Origin of the sequence: Bacillus sp. FSL R9-9497, from assembly GCF_038005805.1 — a bacterium.
In the GTDB taxonomy this organism is placed as follows: Bacteria; Bacillota; Bacilli; order Bacillales; family Bacillaceae_G; genus Bacillus_A; species Bacillus_A cereus.
Window position 1 is genome coordinate 499,222 of the sequence record NZ_JBBOTY010000002.1, and the last position, 17,067, is coordinate 516,288.

The following is a 17,067-nucleotide window of genomic DNA, read 5'->3' on the forward strand; positions in this document are numbered from 1 at the left end:
TTAAGTACCAGGGATGCTACAGAAGAACAACCTTCCAAGATAACTGGTTATGCAGCTGTGTTTAATTCAAAAACAACTATTGGTGGATGGTTTGATGAAGTGATTTATTTGTAATTACAACAAATTAGTTAAGAAAGACTTAAATACAAGTGGTTACTAAAATAGTGTCTTTCTTAAATTGTTATCATTTAATGTACCTCATGTATCATTCTTCTTATCTCATCTTTTCTCAGAGTCATCCCAGCTTCAGAAACTGTGTAACGGAAACCAAAGAAACATGAAGCCAAATTAATACAGTAAAAGAACAATTTAAAAATATGTTGTGATTATAAAATGATGCCAAGAAAGGATTGCTCATTTTATGCTTCTACAGTTCATACAATAAATTGATGAATTTCTAAAAGCGGAACCATAATCGGAAATTTAGGCTGATGGTGAGTGAAGTAAAGATGCTTGGTGTTGTGAAAAATTAGGTAGTTTAAAAGGGGATTTTTTATGAAGAATGAACGAGTAGTAACTTGTAATAAAAAAGGAAGTATTGCAGTCGTTACAATTCAAAATCCACCAGTCAACACTTTAAGTTTAGAAGTAGTTCAACAATTAGTAGATGTATTAAAGGAAATAGAAATTGATAATGATATTTCAGTCGTAATTATAACTGGAAGTGGAGAAAAGGCCTTTGTAGCAGGAGGGAATATAAAAGAATTTCCAGATTGGATGGGCAAAGGTGAAAAATATGCCGAGATGAAATCATTAGAATTGCACCAACCTCTTAAGCAACTAGAGAATCTGTCTAAACCGACTATAGCTGCTGTTAATGGGTTAGCACTAGGTGGTGGATGTGAATTAGCACTTGCTTGTGACTTAAGGATCATAGAAGAACAGTCTTTAATTGGATTACCGGAAATTACGTTAGGTTTATTTCCTGGGGCTGGAGGAACCCAACGCTTACCTAGATTAATTGGAGAAGGGAAAGCAAAAGAGATGATGTTCACAGGGAAATCGATTACAGCTAAAGAAGCAAAAGAAATAGGATTGGTTAACTACATTACCCCTCGAGGAGAGGCGTTAAATAAAGCAAAAGAGATTGCAAGGGATATAAGTAAATTTTCTCTTCCAGCTCTCGCCTATATGAAGTTGGCAATTCGCGAAGGGGCAGCAGTACCTTTACAAGAAGGGCTTGAGATTGAAGCGCGTTACTTTGGAAAAGTATTTCAAACAGAGGATGTGAAGGAGGGGGTAAAGGCATTTATTGAAAAAAGAATGCCGCATTTTACAAATAAATAGAATGGGACGAAAAAAGTTATCCAGGTTTATTCTACAGTATGTCAACATAGATGCTGTTTTTAAAGCTATTTATTTGTTTTTCGCAACACCTTTCAGATCTAGTTCGTCTAATAAATAGATTTGTAGTAGCATGTCTATTTCAAAAGTGAAAATAAATAAAAAGGCGGAGGAATAGAATGGAAAATGGTACAAATGAAAAGGAAATAAATCAAACGCCTTTAGTAAGTGTATTAATTCCTACGTATAATCGTCCACACTATTTTGAAAAAGCTTTATGTAGTGTATTAGAACAAACGTATCCTAATATAGAAATTATAATAGGGGATGATAGTACAAACGACGAAACAGAGAAAGTGTTACAAAAGTACTTGTATGATCATTCAAATATTATTTATATAAAAAATAAGTCAACTCTTGGACAATTTGAGAACTCACGTATGTTATTTCATAAAGCGAAAGGTCAGTATATAAACTTCTTAATGGATGATGATTTATTTCATGTAAATAAAATTGAAAAAATGATGAAATACTTTTTAAATGACCTAGATAATGAAATTAAGCTTGTAACATCCCATCGCCAAGTAATGGATGCAGAAGGAAACCTATTGCCAGATGTTTATGCAACGATGCGTTTATTTTTTACAGATACGATTATAGATGGGCTACAATTAGGAAAAATGGTGATTATGAATCAAAAGAATTATATAGGAGAACCGACAACGGTTTTATTTCGTAAAAGTGATTTAACAGAACCGTATGGTGTATTTGATAAAAGGCGGTATCTTTGCAACGTAGATGTAGCTTCATGGTTATCCTTACTGAGTAAAGGGAAAGCAGTATATATAGCGGAGACACTCAGTTACTTTCGATTACATTCAAATCAGCAGTTAAATGAATCTAATAAAATGATGGATGGGTTAGAAGATTTTTCTCATAGTATTATTATAGCTGGAGAAAAATATGGTTTCTTATCCTCCGAAGAGGAGTTAGACAGAGCTATTACAAATTTTCTAGACTATGCAAGAAGAATTGTTCCATCATCCATATTATATTCATTGGACTACTATCAACAAATCAAGCTAAAGAAAATAAATATTGAAAAGAAAAAACAGCGTATGAATATCAACTCGCACCTCCCAAAAGTCAGTATACTAATTCCTGCCTACAATAGACCTCATTACTTAGAATTAGCCCTCAAAAGTGCTTTGAATCAAACCTATGAAAATATTGAAATTATAATTTCTGACGATAGTACAAATGATGAAGTAAAAACAATGATCCAGCCATACTTAAAAGAACATGAATGTATAACATATGTTAAAAATGAAAATCCATTGGTGGCTGAAAATTTTAATCAATGTATAGAGCTTGCTACTGGTGAATATATAAATTTTTTATTAGATGATGATTTATTTCATCTTGAAAAGATTGAGAGAATGATGAAATACTTTTTTGATTTAGAAAACATTGCATTTGTGACGTCGTACCGTGAACTGATTGATGAGAATGGAGAGGTATTACCCCCCTCAACATTGAATATGAAAATTGCCATAGAAACTACAATTTTTGAAGGGGAAACACTAGGGAATTATATGTTGAAAAACTTGAAAAACGTAGTTGGAGAACCGACAACGGTTTTGTTTAATCGCAATTTTTTTGGAGGGAAATTTGGTTATTTTAAGGGGAAAGCGTATTCTTCTATTAATGACATTGCAACTTGGTTAGATATGATGAGGAAAGGAAAAGTAGTTTATATAGAGGAATCTCTTAGCTACTTTAGACAACATAGTGGACAAAATCAAAAACAAATGTACTTTATATTAATGACAATTGAAGAATGGATTGAATTAATTACAGATGCACATAATAGTGGGTTTTTAAATTCTGAACAAGATTATAAAGAGAGCTTATCTTATTGTTTGGAGAATGCGGGATTTATACTTAAGGATGCAGTAAGAAGTGGAGAACTAGATCAAATTTATAATGAAAAGATAAAAAACGGGTTAATTAAACTAGTTACTCATATATTTGAGAAAAATATTTGTTATTGCCAATATTGCAATCAAGAATTTGAAAAATTTTCACCTTGGCCAGCACATTATGATTTTCTAAAATATGAATTTGAGATGTGGAATAAAGATACAGGTATCTGTCCAGTTTGCTATTCGATGGATCGTGACAGGTTGTATCGTGCGTACATTGAAACAGAAACGGATTTGTTAAGTAGGAATTATACTATGCTTCATATTGCACCTGAAGTGAAGGTAAGAGGATGGCTTAACCAGTTTAAAAACATTACTTATATATGTGGGGATTTAGAACCAAAGGATTCTTTAATGGAGGAAATTGATATTACGAGAATTGCATACGAAAATAATACCTTTGATGTTATTTTATGTAGTCATGTATTAGAACACGTGCCTGACGATGAAAAAGCAATGCGAGAATTATATAGGGTACTAAAGCCAAATGGATGGGGAATTATTCAAGTGCCAATCGTAATGAATGTAGATTTTATTATAGAGGATAAATCTATTGTAACGCCATTATTGAGAAAATTAGCCTTTGGTCAAGAAGATCATGTTAGGATTTATAATCGATCGGGATTTATTCAACGATTAACAGATGCGGGCTTTAAGGTGGAATTGTATAACATAGCTCAGAAACAAGGAATAGAAATTGCTAGGAAATTCGGATTATCTGAAACGGATATGCTCTATATTGTCCGAAAATGATAGAAAGGAATAGATGCATATGGAGAATATTCCTTTTTTACGTGCGTCAATTGTACCTGCAAACGAGTACTTAGATGAATTAGAGCGAATTGATATATCCCACATATATACAAATTATGGACCTATAAATCAACGTTTTGAAGAAACAATTATGTCGGAATTTTTTCAGAACAGGGGAGCAGTTACAACAGTAGCAAACGCAACGCTAGGGTTAATGGCGGCAATTCAATTTAAGAAAAGAAAAAAAGGAAAGTATGCTCTTATGCCTAGTTTTACATTCCCTGCTACTCCATTGGCAGCTATTTGGTGTGGCTTGGAGCCTTATTTTATTGATATTTCATTAGATGATTGGTGTATGGATAAAACGGTACTTTTGGATAAGATTGATGAATTAAAAGAAGAGGTTGCAGTTGTTGTTCCATATGCAACATTCGGATCATGGATGGACTTGAAAGACTATGAAGAATTAGAGAAAAAGGGTGTTCCGGTTGTTGTAGATGCGGCACCAGGGTTTGGATTAATGCATGAGGGTGTACATTACGGTCAGAATTTTAGTGGTATGATTGTATATAGCTTTCATGCAACAAAGCCTTTCGGAATTGGTGAAGGTGGTATGATATATAGCCATAATGAGGAAGAGATAAATCAAATTAAAAGAATGGGGAATTTTGGATTTGATCATAATCGTGAATGTACGATGATGGGGTTTAACTGTAAAATGACTGAATATGCAGCAGCTATTGGGATTACAACGATAAATAAATGGGATCAAAAAATGCAAGAACGAACTCGTATCTCTGAATGGTATAAACAGTTATTACAAAGTACGGGATTAATCAAAAAAGGCTGGCAAGTTCAAAAGACAAAAGCAGTTATTCATCAATTTATGCCTATTCTCGGTTCAGAAAAAATTAACAATATGCAGATAATAGAAAAGTTGAAAAAGCAAAAGATAGAAGCTAGATCATATTTTTCACCATCTTGTCATCAACAAGATTTCTTTAAAAAATATAAGTCTACAGATTTAACAAATACAAATAAAATAGAAAAACGAATAATTAGTCTACCTTTATGGGAAGGAATGACAAAAGAAATCGTAGAGAAAATTATAATGTGTTTAATGCAGAAGGGGGTTTCCACAGATGAATAGTTTTTATAGTCAAGAAGAGTTGAGCGAAATTGGCTTTCTATCTGTCGGGGAAAATGTATTAATAAGTAAAAAAACCAGCATATATAATCCAGGTGCTATATCTGTTGGAAATAATGTAAGAATCGATGACTTTTGCATTTTAAGTGGCAAAATTTCAATTGGAAGTTATTCGCATATAGCGGCATATACAGCGTTATTTGGAGGAGAAATGGAGATTGAAATGCATGATTTTGCAAATATTTCATCAAAAACAATTGTATATGCAGCAATTGATGATTTTAGCGGAAATACATTAATGGGACCGACTGTTCCACATCAATATAAAAATGTGAAAGCTGGAAAAGTTATTTTAAAAAAGCATGCCATTATTGGTGCGCATTCTATTATCTTTCCAAATGTAGTAATAGGAGAAGGAGCGGCAGTTGGCGCGATGAGTATGGTAAAAGAAAGTTTAGATGATTGGTATGTGTATGTCGGGGTGCCCGTAAGAAAAATAAAAGCTCGTAAAAGAAAGATAGTGGAATTAGAAAATGAATTTTTAAAAAACATTAATTCCTGAGTCTTTAAAAGATTTCGCTGCAAATTATCTCAAAAAAATAAACAAAGACATGTGTGTGTAAGGGGATATTATACGATTACTAGTAGGTTGCAAAAAGTTATAGAATTGTGCGGATAAAATTGTGATTTAAACCATAAATTTGCCGTTTCGGTAAGGTTATGGTTCTTTTTGTTTGTGGAAGAAAACTTATTATTGAGAGCACTACATGTCCATCGCCACTAAGATAGCCTTAAAGTAGACATAATTTCTTAAAAATGATACTACATAATAGTTAAAAAATACCTTTGAATCGCTCCTGCTTTATATAAAAATAGCAACATGCAATTGTTTATAATCTCCATTGCAAAGGAATAAGATAAGCTATAGAATTTAAAAGTATTTAAATGCCGGATATTGTTTAAATCATTTTAACTAATACTTAAGAGGAGAATACAATGAATAAAATAAAAAAGTTACTTAAACGTAAAACGACTTGGATAATTTTTATTCTTTTCGTACTTGTTTATGTAAATAACAGTTCTTTTTTTGCGAAGAGGGACGAGGGGAATCCTCTTCTTCTTGCTCATCGAGGACTTTCGCAAACATTTAGCATGGAGGGAATTGAGGGGGATACGTGTACAGCAGAACGTATACATGAACCTGAACATTCTTATTTAGAAAATACAATTCCATCTATGGAAGCGGCATTTAAAGCTGGAGCTGACCTAGTAGAGTTTGATGTTCAACCAACTAAAGATAATAATTTTGTCATTTTTCATGATTGGACTCTTGATTGCCGTACTAATGGTAAAGGTGTTACTAGAGATTTTACAACAAAAGAATTACAAGCACTTGATATTGGTTATGGGTATACAGCTGACGGGGGAAAAACATTCCCGTTTCGTGGAAAAGGGATTAATCTTATGCCAACACTTGATGAAGTACTTAACCATTTTCCAGATCGTTCTTTTCTTATTCATATTAAAAGTGATGATGAAAATGAAGGAATCCAATTGGCTACTTACCTCAAGAAACTACCAGCGAAACGCCTTCATCAACTAACAGTATATGGTGGTGATAAGCCGATTGCTGTGATAAGAGAGCACATCCCTAGTTTACGAACGATGTCAAAAGCAACCATGAAAAAGGATCTTCTTACTTATATGGCGTTAGGGTGGACTGGTTACATACCTTCAAGCATGAAGCATGGAGAGTTACATATACCAGATAAAGTAGCTCCTTTGCTTTGGGGATGGCCTAATCGTTTTCTTAATCGAATGGATAAAGCAGATACGCGAATTATCATTGTAGGAGGAAATGGACTTGGATTTTCAAGTGGATTTGACTCATCTGAAGATATAAAACGTCTTCCAGATGATTATACAGGTGGAATTTGGACAAATCGCATTGATAAAATAGCACCTCTATTTAGCAAATAAGGGAAGACATTAAAAGCGGAGTTTTTTCATGTATTTGGCCATTTGTATTTTAAAAAAAGACCTATTGAAAATATTGAAGTTTGATCTACCGAAAAAACGCTCTGATTTCATATACATTATGGAAATCAGAGTTTTTTTAATGAATGTGACTTATTTAATTTATATTCAAGTAAAAGTCCGACATAGATTAAAAAATAAACTACTAGATGTACAAAATGAGCTTTATCTACATAAGTAACTAAATGTCGATAAAGTTTGGAGGTACCTTCAAAACATTCAGTTGATAGGCAGTGGAGGTTACATACCTTTGTTTAAAAAGTCAACGGCTCTATAATTAAAGCGCCTCTTGTTCAACAAACAGGTGCTTTAGTTGAATAAGATTAAACAACTATGTTATTGATTTTTGAGTTTAGATGTATTTAAATGAATAGAAATTAAAAAACTTTAAAGAGCCTTACTACAATAAAATGTAGCAAGGCTCTTATATTTTTTATATTAAAATTAAATAACTTTATTATCACTTTGCATTTTAATCTATTATTACTTTTTTTCCTCTTTTGTTTATTTATAGGAAATAGAGAAATAAATGAGATGGGAAAGCAAACTTTACAATGCTCCTTCGTATTTATAACTAAAAAGAGTCGAATACCTGCAAATAAAAGTAGTTTTTACCGATTATACTTTGAAAAAAATCAAATATTATGGAGAAGATAGTTATGCGAAGTGGTGTAAGGCGTTCTTTTCCAGTAGATATTACGCATTAAATGCTCATGTGTATTGATAATCACTAGTTAACACTTCCATGTCTAAAGGCAGACTAAAATCCAGTATCATGAAATCTATGATGTACGTTGAATGTATGAAATAGGAGGCTTCCATTTCATACAGTTTGGCGGCGTAACGCAAATATTTCGGCTAAATTAATGAATAAATTATCGGACAAAAATAAGCGCTCTAACTTTGGGTAGAACGCCATTTTACCGTAATATATGGCCCGGAAAGGGCTCGAACTCAAGACCTCCACACTGTAAAGGTGGGGGTTTATTGTATTACTTTTCTTCCTGCATTATAAATTTCCAAAAACGTTTTAATTCTTCACGTTTTTGGGATGGAGCAAGTTTTATATCATTTAACCATTGATCTAGTTCTGAATCATTTCTTTTCCCTTCAGCATCAAAATCTCTCCCTAGAAGAAAATCAGTAGATACTTTAAAGTAATCTGCTATACGTATCAAGGTATTGTAATCAGGTTGACGTTCATTACGTTCATACATACCAATTGTACTTTCACTTAGTTGAAGGGATTGAGCCAGTTCTTTTTGCGTAATTCCTTTTTGTTTTCTTAAATCACGAATTATATTTCCAAACGTTTTCATTCTATCACCTGATAATATATTAACACAATATGTGTTAATATATTAAAACTTTTAAAAATTGATAATTGAAATCTATTGACAACACATTTCGTGCGGTTTATATTTTAATTAACAACACGAAATGTGGTTTTGGGGGTGAGAATGTATGAATTATGAAAGAGTAGCTGAAAATCTAATTAATTTAAGAAATGGGAGATCTAGAGAAGAGGTGGCAAAAGCAGTCGGAATCAGTATTAGTACATTGCAGATGTATGAAAATGGACAGAGAATCCCACGAGATAATATAAAAATAAAATTAGCGAATTTTTATGGTGTTACAGTTCAAACAATTTTTTTTGATTCAGGACAACACGAAGTGTGTTGAATAATGTTAGATTTTTAAGATGATGTAGTGATTTTTTAGAAATGTAAGTTTAGAAAGTGTTTTAGGTGATTTTACATAAAAAGGTAATTTTTTTATCATTATATATAAATTGTAGAGGTGTATTTGCATGAACATGAAAACATTTGAAGTGCGTGAAAAACGATTAGCAGAACTATTAGGTGCAAAGGTACTATGGGAATTTATCAGTGCTGTAACAGAGGAAATTGAAAAGCAGGAATTAGAGTCTACACCAGGTTTATTAGAAGATCTATTCGTACATGTAAAAGAAACCATTCAAATTCAAAATATGAATCAACGCATAACAAAAGCCCCTGTAAAAACAGAGGCTGATGGTATAGATAAAGATACATTATTTATGGAATCGTATGTAGAATTAATCAATCATAAGTTTCTTATTTCTGAGCTAGCTGTAGAGCTTTCATCTGTTCTAAAAGAATTAAATTGTTTTGTTCAATCATCTTTGCCACAGCTTCAAAGTGAGCTTGATTCTCAAGAACCTCAATCTGCTTCTCTTTAGGGAGTGATTGAAGTATTTCTTTTATTTCTTTACACTCGTATATGTTATTCTCCGAGTCTTCAATTAATTTATTGCGACGATTGGTGTATTCAAGTGCACCTAGAGTCGCTAATGCGCGAGGATCTAATCCTAGAATTTCCATGTATTCCTCTCCTTTCCTCTACAATAATTCGATAGGGGGAAGGAGATTCCTTTAATGATTTGCTAGAGTTTTTATATATTTATATAACATGTTATTTATTAGTGGGAATATTATTTAGCTGGAATACAATAGAATTAGACTTAAAAGAGCTTCAAAAAAGGATGAGAAGAAAGGGGAATCCAGTAAGGCTGACTCCTTTCCCTTAAATAATCTACTTATGGAACGGTTGTTTACTTGTAAAATGAATTTTAAATTGGATTCCTTGAGGGAGATTTGATCGACGGAGGGAATGGATAGATAAACAAAATTAAAGAGAATTGTAATGGAAAGAACTATAGGAAATATTTAAGGAGTTATTAGATAATATGTTTTTTAGTATTTAAGAAGAGTCCCATGTATAAATTATTACATATAAAAATAAACGATTAGTCATTAAATAGAGAGAAGGACACTAGTTATTTGTATAAATGGAATACCGGAGAGTAGGAAATTAATATAAGTAGAGAGTGCAATCCTCAGTATTTCTTGAATGTTAATAAGCATTAAACTTTATATTGCAACACTTACAGGTGATGCTCCAACTGTTACTATTGTATTTACGGTATAGTCAACGGAGTTAAGAATAGTAACTGTGTTTTGTTCTGGCTGTGCAATATAGATGAATTTTCCATCAGGGGTAAACGCAGCGCTTTTTGGGCCATTTATGGAAATAGTGCCTGTGGATTGATGTTGTGCTGTATCAATAATATTGATTTCATCTGTAGTTTCTTCTCCTAGCAATGCTACAGGTTGATTAGGTGAAAGAGCAAGGAACGAGTAGTAATATGCTCCAGTAAGAATATCCCCAATCTCTTGGAAAGTGGACAAGTCAATAACTGTAAGGGTAGTCCCAGACGCCACCAACTCTTCTGTAACATAAGCGAATCCGTCAAGCAAGCTGATTTCTATGAGATTTGGATAATCGTTTGAAGTAGGGCGTTCTGCTACAATTTCTCCTGTGTTTAGATCAACCTTTACAATACTCCAAGTCGTATAATTTACGATGTAGGCGTATTGTCCATTCGGATCAATTGCTATACTTGAAAATCCATAACCTCCAAGCGAGATAGTATTAGAGATGGTTTGAGTTAAGAGGTTAATAACAGTAATGCCCATTGAACCAGTTAAAAAATTTAGTATATACGCAAACTGGTTATCCGGAGAAAACCCAATATCAATTGGGTCGTTTATCGAGAAAGTAGAGATAATGGTAAGTGTTTCATTATTAATTGTAGAAACACTATTATCATTTGAGTGCAAAACTAAAGTGTATGTTTTGTTTGGACTAACAGCAACTTTAATTGGCTGATATGGAAGATTGATTACATGCTGGACAGTCTTTGTTGCTGTATTAATTACTGAGAGAGTATTATCATCTCTATTTGCTGTAAAAGCATAAATAGGAGGATTTGGTGGCACTGGTAAAACAGAGAGGGTGCCATTTAAGATAAATGTATTTTTATCTTGTGGCGTAACTGTTAAACTCTTAAGTTTAAAGCTACTAAAATCAAAGCAGCAATTCGAATCAATTGTATAATAAACAATCTGATTGATAGAGAATTTATGCCATTTAGAAAAAGCTGCATCTCCTTGTCCATATTGATTTTGAACAGGGGAAATACTAACAAGCATTGTAAGTACTCCATATATGCGAACACTGTGTACTGGATAGGAACCATCTGGTAGATCAGTTTGAAGAAGGCAAGGGTTCGGTGCTTGCAGCGTACATGGTTCAAATGCACATTTTAATCGGTTTGTATTCCAGGTGACAGCACCGGTATAATTCGTATCATTAATTATATATCCTTCAGGAGCTGTAATTAAAACCTCAAAATCTACATATTGATTGCACGTACCTTGGCAAGGTAACATGTACTTCACTTCCTTTATCAAAAATTATGTGTTATTTCATGTGGTATATAAAGTTGATTACATACCGTATTAAGAAAAATAATTTTAGAACTTATGCCTTTTTATGAAATAATCATGTTTGAAAGGCATTTACTTGTTGATATGACATGCCAATAGGTGGCAATGCTCTATATTATGCTTCCTATTTTCTAATGCTTGTACATATCGTGGTTATTTTAATCGGGATAATATTTGATCCAATAATAGTAAAACACGTTGAGGTAAATATAAAATTGATCTCGATAGGTTAATGCTGATAAAGCGCTATTGAATTCAAAGAAGTCAAAGCATGAAAGGTGACACAGCGCTATGGCAGAAACGGAAATTGCATATGTACCACTAATAAGGATTGTGACGCTTAAGAGTGAGGGGGAGTAAGTCTAGAAAGCGATTAGAGTTTCCTGGTTTATTTTTCACATTAGAAGATTTTCTAGTTAGCAAGTCATATTGTGATTGAAGTTACTTATGGAATAGATTTTTACGGAAAATAATAAAAATTCATGGACAAACAAGATATCGCCTTTATCTTTTAGTGTATACAAAAAGAAAATCATAATTACCGGAACAGTTCGTTCTTTTTGTTTATATAATAATATAACTGAACTTTATTTATTGATAAGGAGTGGGATAATAGCTGCCTAAAATTATAGTTATTATGACTAGTTATTACAAGCCATTGTTTGTAGAGAAATCGATACGGAGCGTATTAAATTAGAATTGTCAATGTTCCGCAGTTTTAATTAACGAAGCATCTCAGCCAATTAAAGCTGTAAAAAGACCTGCACAAAAGATTACAAACAATGATCCATATATAATGGATCATTGTTCGACATGTATTGGGCTTCTATTTTGCCAATCGTTCAAAAAATAGGTTTCTTACTGGGATAAGAAACCGAATTTTATTGCATGAGGTATGATATTTTTTTGAGATTGAATCATTTTTGGGTTTTTATCCGATAGATAAGATTTTAGATAAAAAATATATTAATTTAAATTCAATATATTTTTAGTTATTCGCGGAAGAAAAAAATGAATTTATACAATTATTAAACCATAAAGAACATGTAAGGAATTAAGAGAAGACTTAAGAAGAAAAAGAGGGTGAGACCTTGAGTGAAGTCTATTTGAAAAATTATTGGTTATTAAATTTAGAGTATATAAAGGTGTTTTCTGAATTAGTACATCATAACATTTCTTTACCTTTATTAAGTAATTTTTATCAATATTTAGAAGAAGATGTTAAAAGTAAGATGAAAAGTAAGGATTTTTATAAATATTTGTCTGTTGCACCAATAGAAGAAAAACAATTGCAGTCAGAATTTGAAAAATGGTTGCCTCTGCTTGAGCAAACAACAAAGAAAAGAGGATCAGATGGAGTCGTATTGCTTAATACTGATTATCTTCGTTTTTCAGCAGGTAATTTTTCGCATTTTAACCCTAAGTATACAAAAATATTAACAAGAGCAAAAAAAAGCGAGCTTTATGGTCTCCCTACGATTTGCACACTGGATTATACAAATAAAGTTCCTGATAGTTCTCATATTTTCATTGAAAAAGCTCAAAAAATTTTTTCAACATGTAAAGAACATCCGTTATTTTCTAATAAATTTTTTCAAACAAAACTACTCAATGATCTTCCTATCATGATTGAAAAAATTAATATGGCATATTTTATTTTTGAAGAACATGATATCTCGAGTGTGATTGTTGGTACAACAGAAGATATAACGAACCGAGTACTTACTCTTATCTCTAAAAGTAAGGGGATTCCAAGTTATTGTCTTCAGCATGGGGCCATAATGGGAGAAGAAGCGTTTTTTCCAATTTTCGCTACGAAACAGATTGTATATGGAGAGTATGAACGAGAGTGGTATTTTCGAAGAGGTGGAGCGGATTCTCAAATCGAGATATTGGGACACCCAAGATATGATGATATCTTTGAAAAGAAGCATTTAGAAAAAAAAGTACTTTGTAAGAAACTAAATATAGATACCTCTAAGAAAATAATCTTTATAGCAACGCAACCATTTAAAACCCAAGTTTATGTTGAACTAACAAAACAATTGATGAAAGACAAAAATATTACAGTTATTATAAAGCCTCACCCTTGGGAAAAAGGTCGTAATTTAGTGAGCGAATATATTCATTTAAGTAAGGTATACCCTAATGTCAAGTATATTACAACAGAAGTAAGTATTTATGATGTCATTTCTAATTCAGATCTTGTAGTTATCTCTAATTCAACAGTAGGATTAGAGGCTATGTTATTGGATAAACCAGTAGTCGTTTATAAATCTAAGTCAGAGGAGAGAGATTATAAATATTACGATGAATTAAGCTGGCTTGTAACTCATTCTATTGAAAATATGATACAGACAATTGAAAAGGTTTTATATGATTCTTCCTATTCTACAACTGCTAAACAATTAAGAGATTATTTCATACAGAAAAATTACCCTCAAACTACAGTTACTCAAAAATTACAAGATTTATCTCGAGGTATGTAAAAGTAAAAAACTTTATAAAACGCAATGAATTCTACAGCTAAACATCTAAATAATCGTATGGAATAAGATCATAGACACGTAAAACGTCGTTTTGCTAGATCCTCAAGATTTCAAAATTCTCTTCAAGCCTCAAGTACAATAAAAGGAATTGAAGCCATTCATTCCTTATATAAAAAAACGGAGTCTTCAACCAAACTCCGTTTTTTCGATATACAATGAATTATAGAAATTATTGCTGCCTGTATAAAATTTATTTTCTTCAACCACAGATATTTTACATTTTAGTTAATTTTGCAACAGAACTAATATTTCCAATCTAGAACTTCGTCTGGATTGAAATTTCACTACAATATGAAATTTCTTGTGGGCCAAGATGTGTGGGAGAAGTTTGTTATTATGAAATCAGTGCGTTTCCTAATTTTTTTCTGATGGGAATGGCAATACAGTTCGCTCTTCTTTTGGTCTTGAAGTTAAAAGTGCATTAATATTTGTTAAGTAAGTAGTTTTTTGGCTTTGATACAATTAGATAATTATATCAAAATGGTTAAATGATTAAGTATTCTTATGAAAAAACAGCAATTTTTTATCGTTATTTTTCTTTTTAGATGGGTTTAACACCTGATCGAATGGTTCCAGTTGAATTTTATAAAAAACTTGCTTTACCAATAGAAGAGATCACAATATAAAAAACCCCTCGATCTCAGCATTTAGTACTTTGGGATAATAGTAAAATATCTACTTATCTAGAATATCCCATGAGAAATTCCACCATCAATTGGAATAAAAGTACCTGTAATAGCACTTGCAGCATCACTAGCTAAAAAAGCTACAACATTACCAAATTCTATTGGGTCATTATATCTCTTCATTGGTAAATTTTTTGTGATTTCTAATTCGATATCTTCAACATTTCGCTTTTGTGTTTTAGACATTTCATTTAATAATTCTAATGCGCGAGCAGTTTTGAAAGAACCAGGTCCAACAGTATTAACTGTAACTCCATAACTAGCGTATTGATGAGAAAGAGTTTTAGAAAGAGAAGCTAGTCCAGCCCTATATATGTTTGATAAGGTAAGCATTTTTGAAGGCTCTTTTGCAGTAAGAGAAGAATTTATAATAATTCTTCCCCACTTACGAGAAGACATATCAGGAATTAATTGTTTAGTTAAATAAATGACGGGCAATAACAGATCATTGTGTGCTTTACAGAAATCTTCAATAGTTAAATCCTCTATCGTTCCAGCTTTAGGACCAGCCACATTTGTAAATAAAATATCAATCTTCCCCAGTTGCTTTTTTCCTTGCATAATAAGTTTATTTAAATCCTCGATGCTAGTTACGTCGGATGGGATTGCTAGAACTTCTCCTTTACTACCAATATCACAAATTTCCTTTTTAGCTTTTTCTAATTTTTCACTTCTACTTGTAATAATTACATTATGTCCATCAAAGTATAATCTTTTAGCAACTGCTAAGCCAAGTCCATCAGAACTAGCTAACACTAATGCGGTACGTCTTTCAATTTTATTCATTAAATCTCCTCCAACATATCTTCATATAATTGATCATCTTTACTTACATCATATTTTAAAGTTCTACCTATAAAATTCTTAGCTTCTGAAGGTTGGGTACCTGTTCCAGGGCGCTTATATGTTAAATCACTCCATTGGATTTTTGTACCTTTAGTCATATCACTACAAGCTACCAAGGACCTACGAGTTAATATAAAATTTGCATCATCCGTATGCCGGCGCTTTATCGGCACACCCATTGCTTTTTTAATATTACGTATATCAGTTACAAATTGATTTAGTTCATGAGGATTAATAGAAACTTCATAGTCAGGTCTTTTTATTGTAGCGTCTAAACTGAAGTGCTTTTCTATAACGTGAGCACCTAACGTCACTGCTGCTAAGGAGATAGCTGTTCCTGCAGTGTGATCACAGAAGCCTACTGGATAATTAAATTTTTTTAGTGTCTCCATTACTCTAAGATCAACTTCATTAGGTGGAGTCGGATATTTAGTATTAGTTTGATATACAACGACATTTTTTCCACCTGATTTTTCAATCACTTCTAAAGCAGCTTCTATTTCAGATAACAATGCACTTCCAGTAGAAAGAAATATAGGTAAACCAGTTTTTGCACATTCAGCCAAAAAGGGATGGCATGTAATATCCCCGCTAACTATTTTAAGAAAGTCAGCACCTGACTTGACAATAAACTCAAGAGACTTAAAATCTACTACACAAGCCGTCGTAGATAATCCCAATCTATGTGCAGTATCAAACAATTCGATAATCTGTTCGTCTGATAATCTCCATTTATCCCAATCTAATTTGGTCTTAGAAGATTTTCTACAATCAATGTCATTATAGGCTATATGCTGAAAAGTAACTGCATCAGCCATACTTGAGTTGGCAACATCGACCATTTTTTTCGCCTCAATAAATGAACCTGCATGATTAATTCCGGCCTCGGCAATTACAAAAACTGATGAATCATCACCAATTAGCTTCCTATTAATATTAAATTTCTGCATCAGCAATCTGTCCTTTCTCAAGGTAACTACAAAATTGCAGCAGTTGTATAGAATGTAATTTCTTAAGTGTATTTGTAAGGAATTGTTAGCAAGATTTTTTATTTAGAAATGTTTAAACAGAAGTGAAGTGTAAATAATCACATGCTATAGCAGCTGCAGTGTTTATTTAGGAGAAGATATACCTACCTCTCTTAAACATCATCTGGATCATTTGGATCATATTTTAAATCTTTCGCTTTTTTATTTTTCAACAACTTTAATAACGTATGAATCAAGAAACGAATTTAGAACGTGAAATAATTATTTTTTAAAATTATTATTGGGAAAATGGGAAATATTTGTTTTGATTTCCATCAGAGAAATATCAAGTAGTAGTTTTCCATTAATGTATTAGAGTGTGCAATCGCATCACCGTAGCATTCTTTAAGTGAGCTTTTAATTATTCGAGATCCAAAATCATTTGTACCAAATAGCAGTCACTTTCATATACTGGGCAGGA

12 protein-coding genes and 2 pseudogenes are annotated in these 17,067 nt (G+C 32.3%); 10 read left to right on the forward strand and 4 right to left on the reverse strand.

All coding sequences use genetic code 11. The annotated features are described in order from the left end of the window. Positions 1–495: 495 nt before the first annotated feature. The 5 genes from MKY21_RS29960 (at position 496) to MKY21_RS29980 (ending at position 7,149) form a co-directional block, all read left to right on the forward strand. Entirely contained in the window at positions 496–1,287 is a 792-nt protein-coding gene (locus MKY21_RS29960; RefSeq protein WP_341078390.1) for an enoyl-CoA hydratase, read from the forward strand. A gap of 176 nt (positions 1,288–1,463) precedes the next feature. Beyond that, positions 1,464–4,022, forward strand: coding sequence for a glycosyltransferase (locus tag MKY21_RS29965; RefSeq protein WP_341078392.1), 2,559 nt, complete (start codon positions 1,464–1,466; stop codon positions 4,020–4,022). A 19-nt stretch (positions 4,023–4,041) separates the two neighbouring features. Then, a complete protein-coding gene (locus MKY21_RS29970) occupies positions 4,042–5,172 on the forward strand; it encodes an aminotransferase class I/II-fold pyridoxal phosphate-dependent enzyme (protein ID WP_086423680.1) in 1,131 nt (376 codons plus the stop codon). Beyond that, positions 5,165–5,731 carry an acyltransferase gene (locus MKY21_RS29975; protein WP_341078395.1) on the forward strand — a complete coding sequence of 189 codons (567 nt, stop codon included), beginning with the start codon at positions 5,165–5,167 and terminating at the stop codon, positions 5,729–5,731. The genes MKY21_RS29970 and MKY21_RS29975 overlap by 8 nt, the downstream gene beginning before the upstream one ends. 434 nt (positions 5,732–6,165) lie before the next feature. Further along, positions 6,166–7,149, forward strand: a complete 984-nt coding sequence (locus tag MKY21_RS29980) for a glycerophosphodiester phosphodiesterase family protein (RefSeq protein WP_098878166.1) — start codon at positions 6,166–6,168, stop codon at positions 7,147–7,149. Positions 7,150–8,198: 1,049 nt separating this feature from the next. Here MKY21_RS29980 and MKY21_RS29985 read toward each other — a convergent pair. Beyond that, positions 8,199–8,525 (reverse strand): helix-turn-helix domain-containing protein, encoded by a 327-nt coding sequence (locus tag MKY21_RS29985; protein WP_000846661.1) that lies wholly within the window; start codon positions 8,523–8,525, stop codon positions 8,199–8,201. Positions 8,526–8,670: 145 nt separating this feature from the next. Here MKY21_RS29985 and MKY21_RS29990 point away from each other — a divergent pair, with 145 nt between their 5' ends. Together MKY21_RS29990 and MKY21_RS29995 are read left to right on the forward strand one after the other, a co-directional pair. Then, on the forward strand, positions 8,671–8,889 hold the full coding sequence (locus MKY21_RS29990; RefSeq protein ID WP_098878167.1) for a helix-turn-helix transcriptional regulator: 219 nt from the start codon (positions 8,671–8,673) through the stop codon (positions 8,887–8,889). A 127-nt stretch (positions 8,890–9,016) separates the two neighbouring features. Next, a complete protein-coding gene (locus tag MKY21_RS29995) occupies positions 9,017–9,427 on the forward strand; it encodes a hypothetical protein (protein ID WP_098878168.1) in 411 nt (136 codons plus the stop codon). Between the two features lie 691 nt (positions 9,428–10,118). Here MKY21_RS29995 and MKY21_RS30000 read toward each other — a convergent pair. After that, positions 10,119–11,480 (reverse strand): YncE family protein, encoded by a 1,362-nt coding sequence (locus MKY21_RS30000; RefSeq protein WP_088338135.1) that lies wholly within the window; start codon positions 11,478–11,480, stop codon positions 10,119–10,121. 778 nt (positions 11,481–12,258) lie between these two features. Here MKY21_RS30000 and MKY21_RS31290 point away from each other — a divergent pair. From MKY21_RS31290 to MKY21_RS30010, 3 genes and pseudogenes are all read left to right on the forward strand, one after another. Then, positions 12,259–12,624 (forward strand): annotated as a pseudogene (locus tag MKY21_RS31290) (glycosyltransferase family 2 protein); the annotation flags it as partial. 4 nt (positions 12,625–12,628) lie between these two features. Continuing rightward, a complete protein-coding gene (locus MKY21_RS30005) occupies positions 12,629–14,026 on the forward strand; it encodes a CDP-glycerol glycerophosphotransferase family protein (protein ID WP_000005859.1) in 1,398 nt (465 codons plus the stop codon). Positions 14,027–14,059: 33 nt separating this feature from the next. Continuing rightward, positions 14,060–14,252 (forward strand): annotated as a pseudogene (locus tag MKY21_RS30010) (DDE-type integrase/transposase/recombinase); the annotation flags it as partial. 517 nt (positions 14,253–14,769) lie between these two features. On the opposite strand, the gene MKY21_RS30015 reads toward MKY21_RS30010, so the two are convergent. Continuing rightward, entirely contained in the window at positions 14,770–15,558 is a 789-nt protein-coding gene (locus MKY21_RS30015; RefSeq protein WP_098878169.1) for an SDR family oxidoreductase, read from the reverse strand. Next, positions 15,558–16,568: an N-acetylneuraminate synthase family protein gene (locus MKY21_RS30020; RefSeq protein WP_001168998.1), complete on the reverse strand. Its 1,011-nt coding sequence runs from the start codon at positions 16,566–16,568 to the stop codon at positions 15,558–15,560. The genes MKY21_RS30015 and MKY21_RS30020 overlap by 1 nt, the downstream gene beginning before the upstream one ends. Positions 16,569–17,067 lie beyond the last annotated feature (499 nt).

What these genes read in the sequence shown, in the direction of transcription:
- MKY21_RS29970 (WP_086423680.1), top strand. Translation starts at nt 4,042, where the DNA reads ATGGAGAATATTCCTTTTTTACGTGCGTCAATTGTACCTGCAAACGAG.
- MKY21_RS29975 (WP_341078395.1), top strand. Translation starts at nt 5,165, where the DNA reads ATGAATAGTTTTTATAGTCAAGAAGAGTTGAGCGAAATTGGCTTTCTA.
- MKY21_RS29965 (WP_341078392.1), top strand. Translation starts at nt 1,464, where the DNA reads ATGGAAAATGGTACAAATGAAAAGGAAATAAATCAAACGCCTTTAGTA.
- MKY21_RS29990 (WP_098878167.1), top strand. Translation starts at nt 8,671, where the DNA reads ATGAATTATGAAAGAGTAGCTGAAAATCTAATTAATTTAAGAAATGGG.
- MKY21_RS29980 (WP_098878166.1), top strand. Translation starts at nt 6,166, where the DNA reads ATGAATAAAATAAAAAAGTTACTTAAACGTAAAACGACTTGGATAATT.
- MKY21_RS29995 (WP_098878168.1), top strand. Translation starts at nt 9,017, where the DNA reads ATGAACATGAAAACATTTGAAGTGCGTGAAAAACGATTAGCAGAACTA.
- MKY21_RS30015 (WP_098878169.1), bottom strand. Translation starts at nt 15,558, where the DNA reads ATGAATAAAATTGAAAGACGTACCGCATTAGTGTTAGCTAGTTCTGAT.
- MKY21_RS30000 (WP_088338135.1), bottom strand. Translation starts at nt 11,480, where the DNA reads ATGTTACCTTGCCAAGGTACGTGCAATCAATATGTAGATTTTGAGGTT.
- MKY21_RS30020 (WP_001168998.1), bottom strand. Translation starts at nt 16,568, where the DNA reads ATGCAGAAATTTAATATTAATAGGAAGCTAATTGGTGATGATTCATCA.
- MKY21_RS29985 (WP_000846661.1), bottom strand. Translation starts at nt 8,525, where the DNA reads ATGAAAACGTTTGGAAATATAATTCGTGATTTAAGAAAACAAAAAGGA.
- MKY21_RS29960 (WP_341078390.1), top strand. Translation starts at nt 496, where the DNA reads ATGAAGAATGAACGAGTAGTAACTTGTAATAAAAAAGGAAGTATTGCA.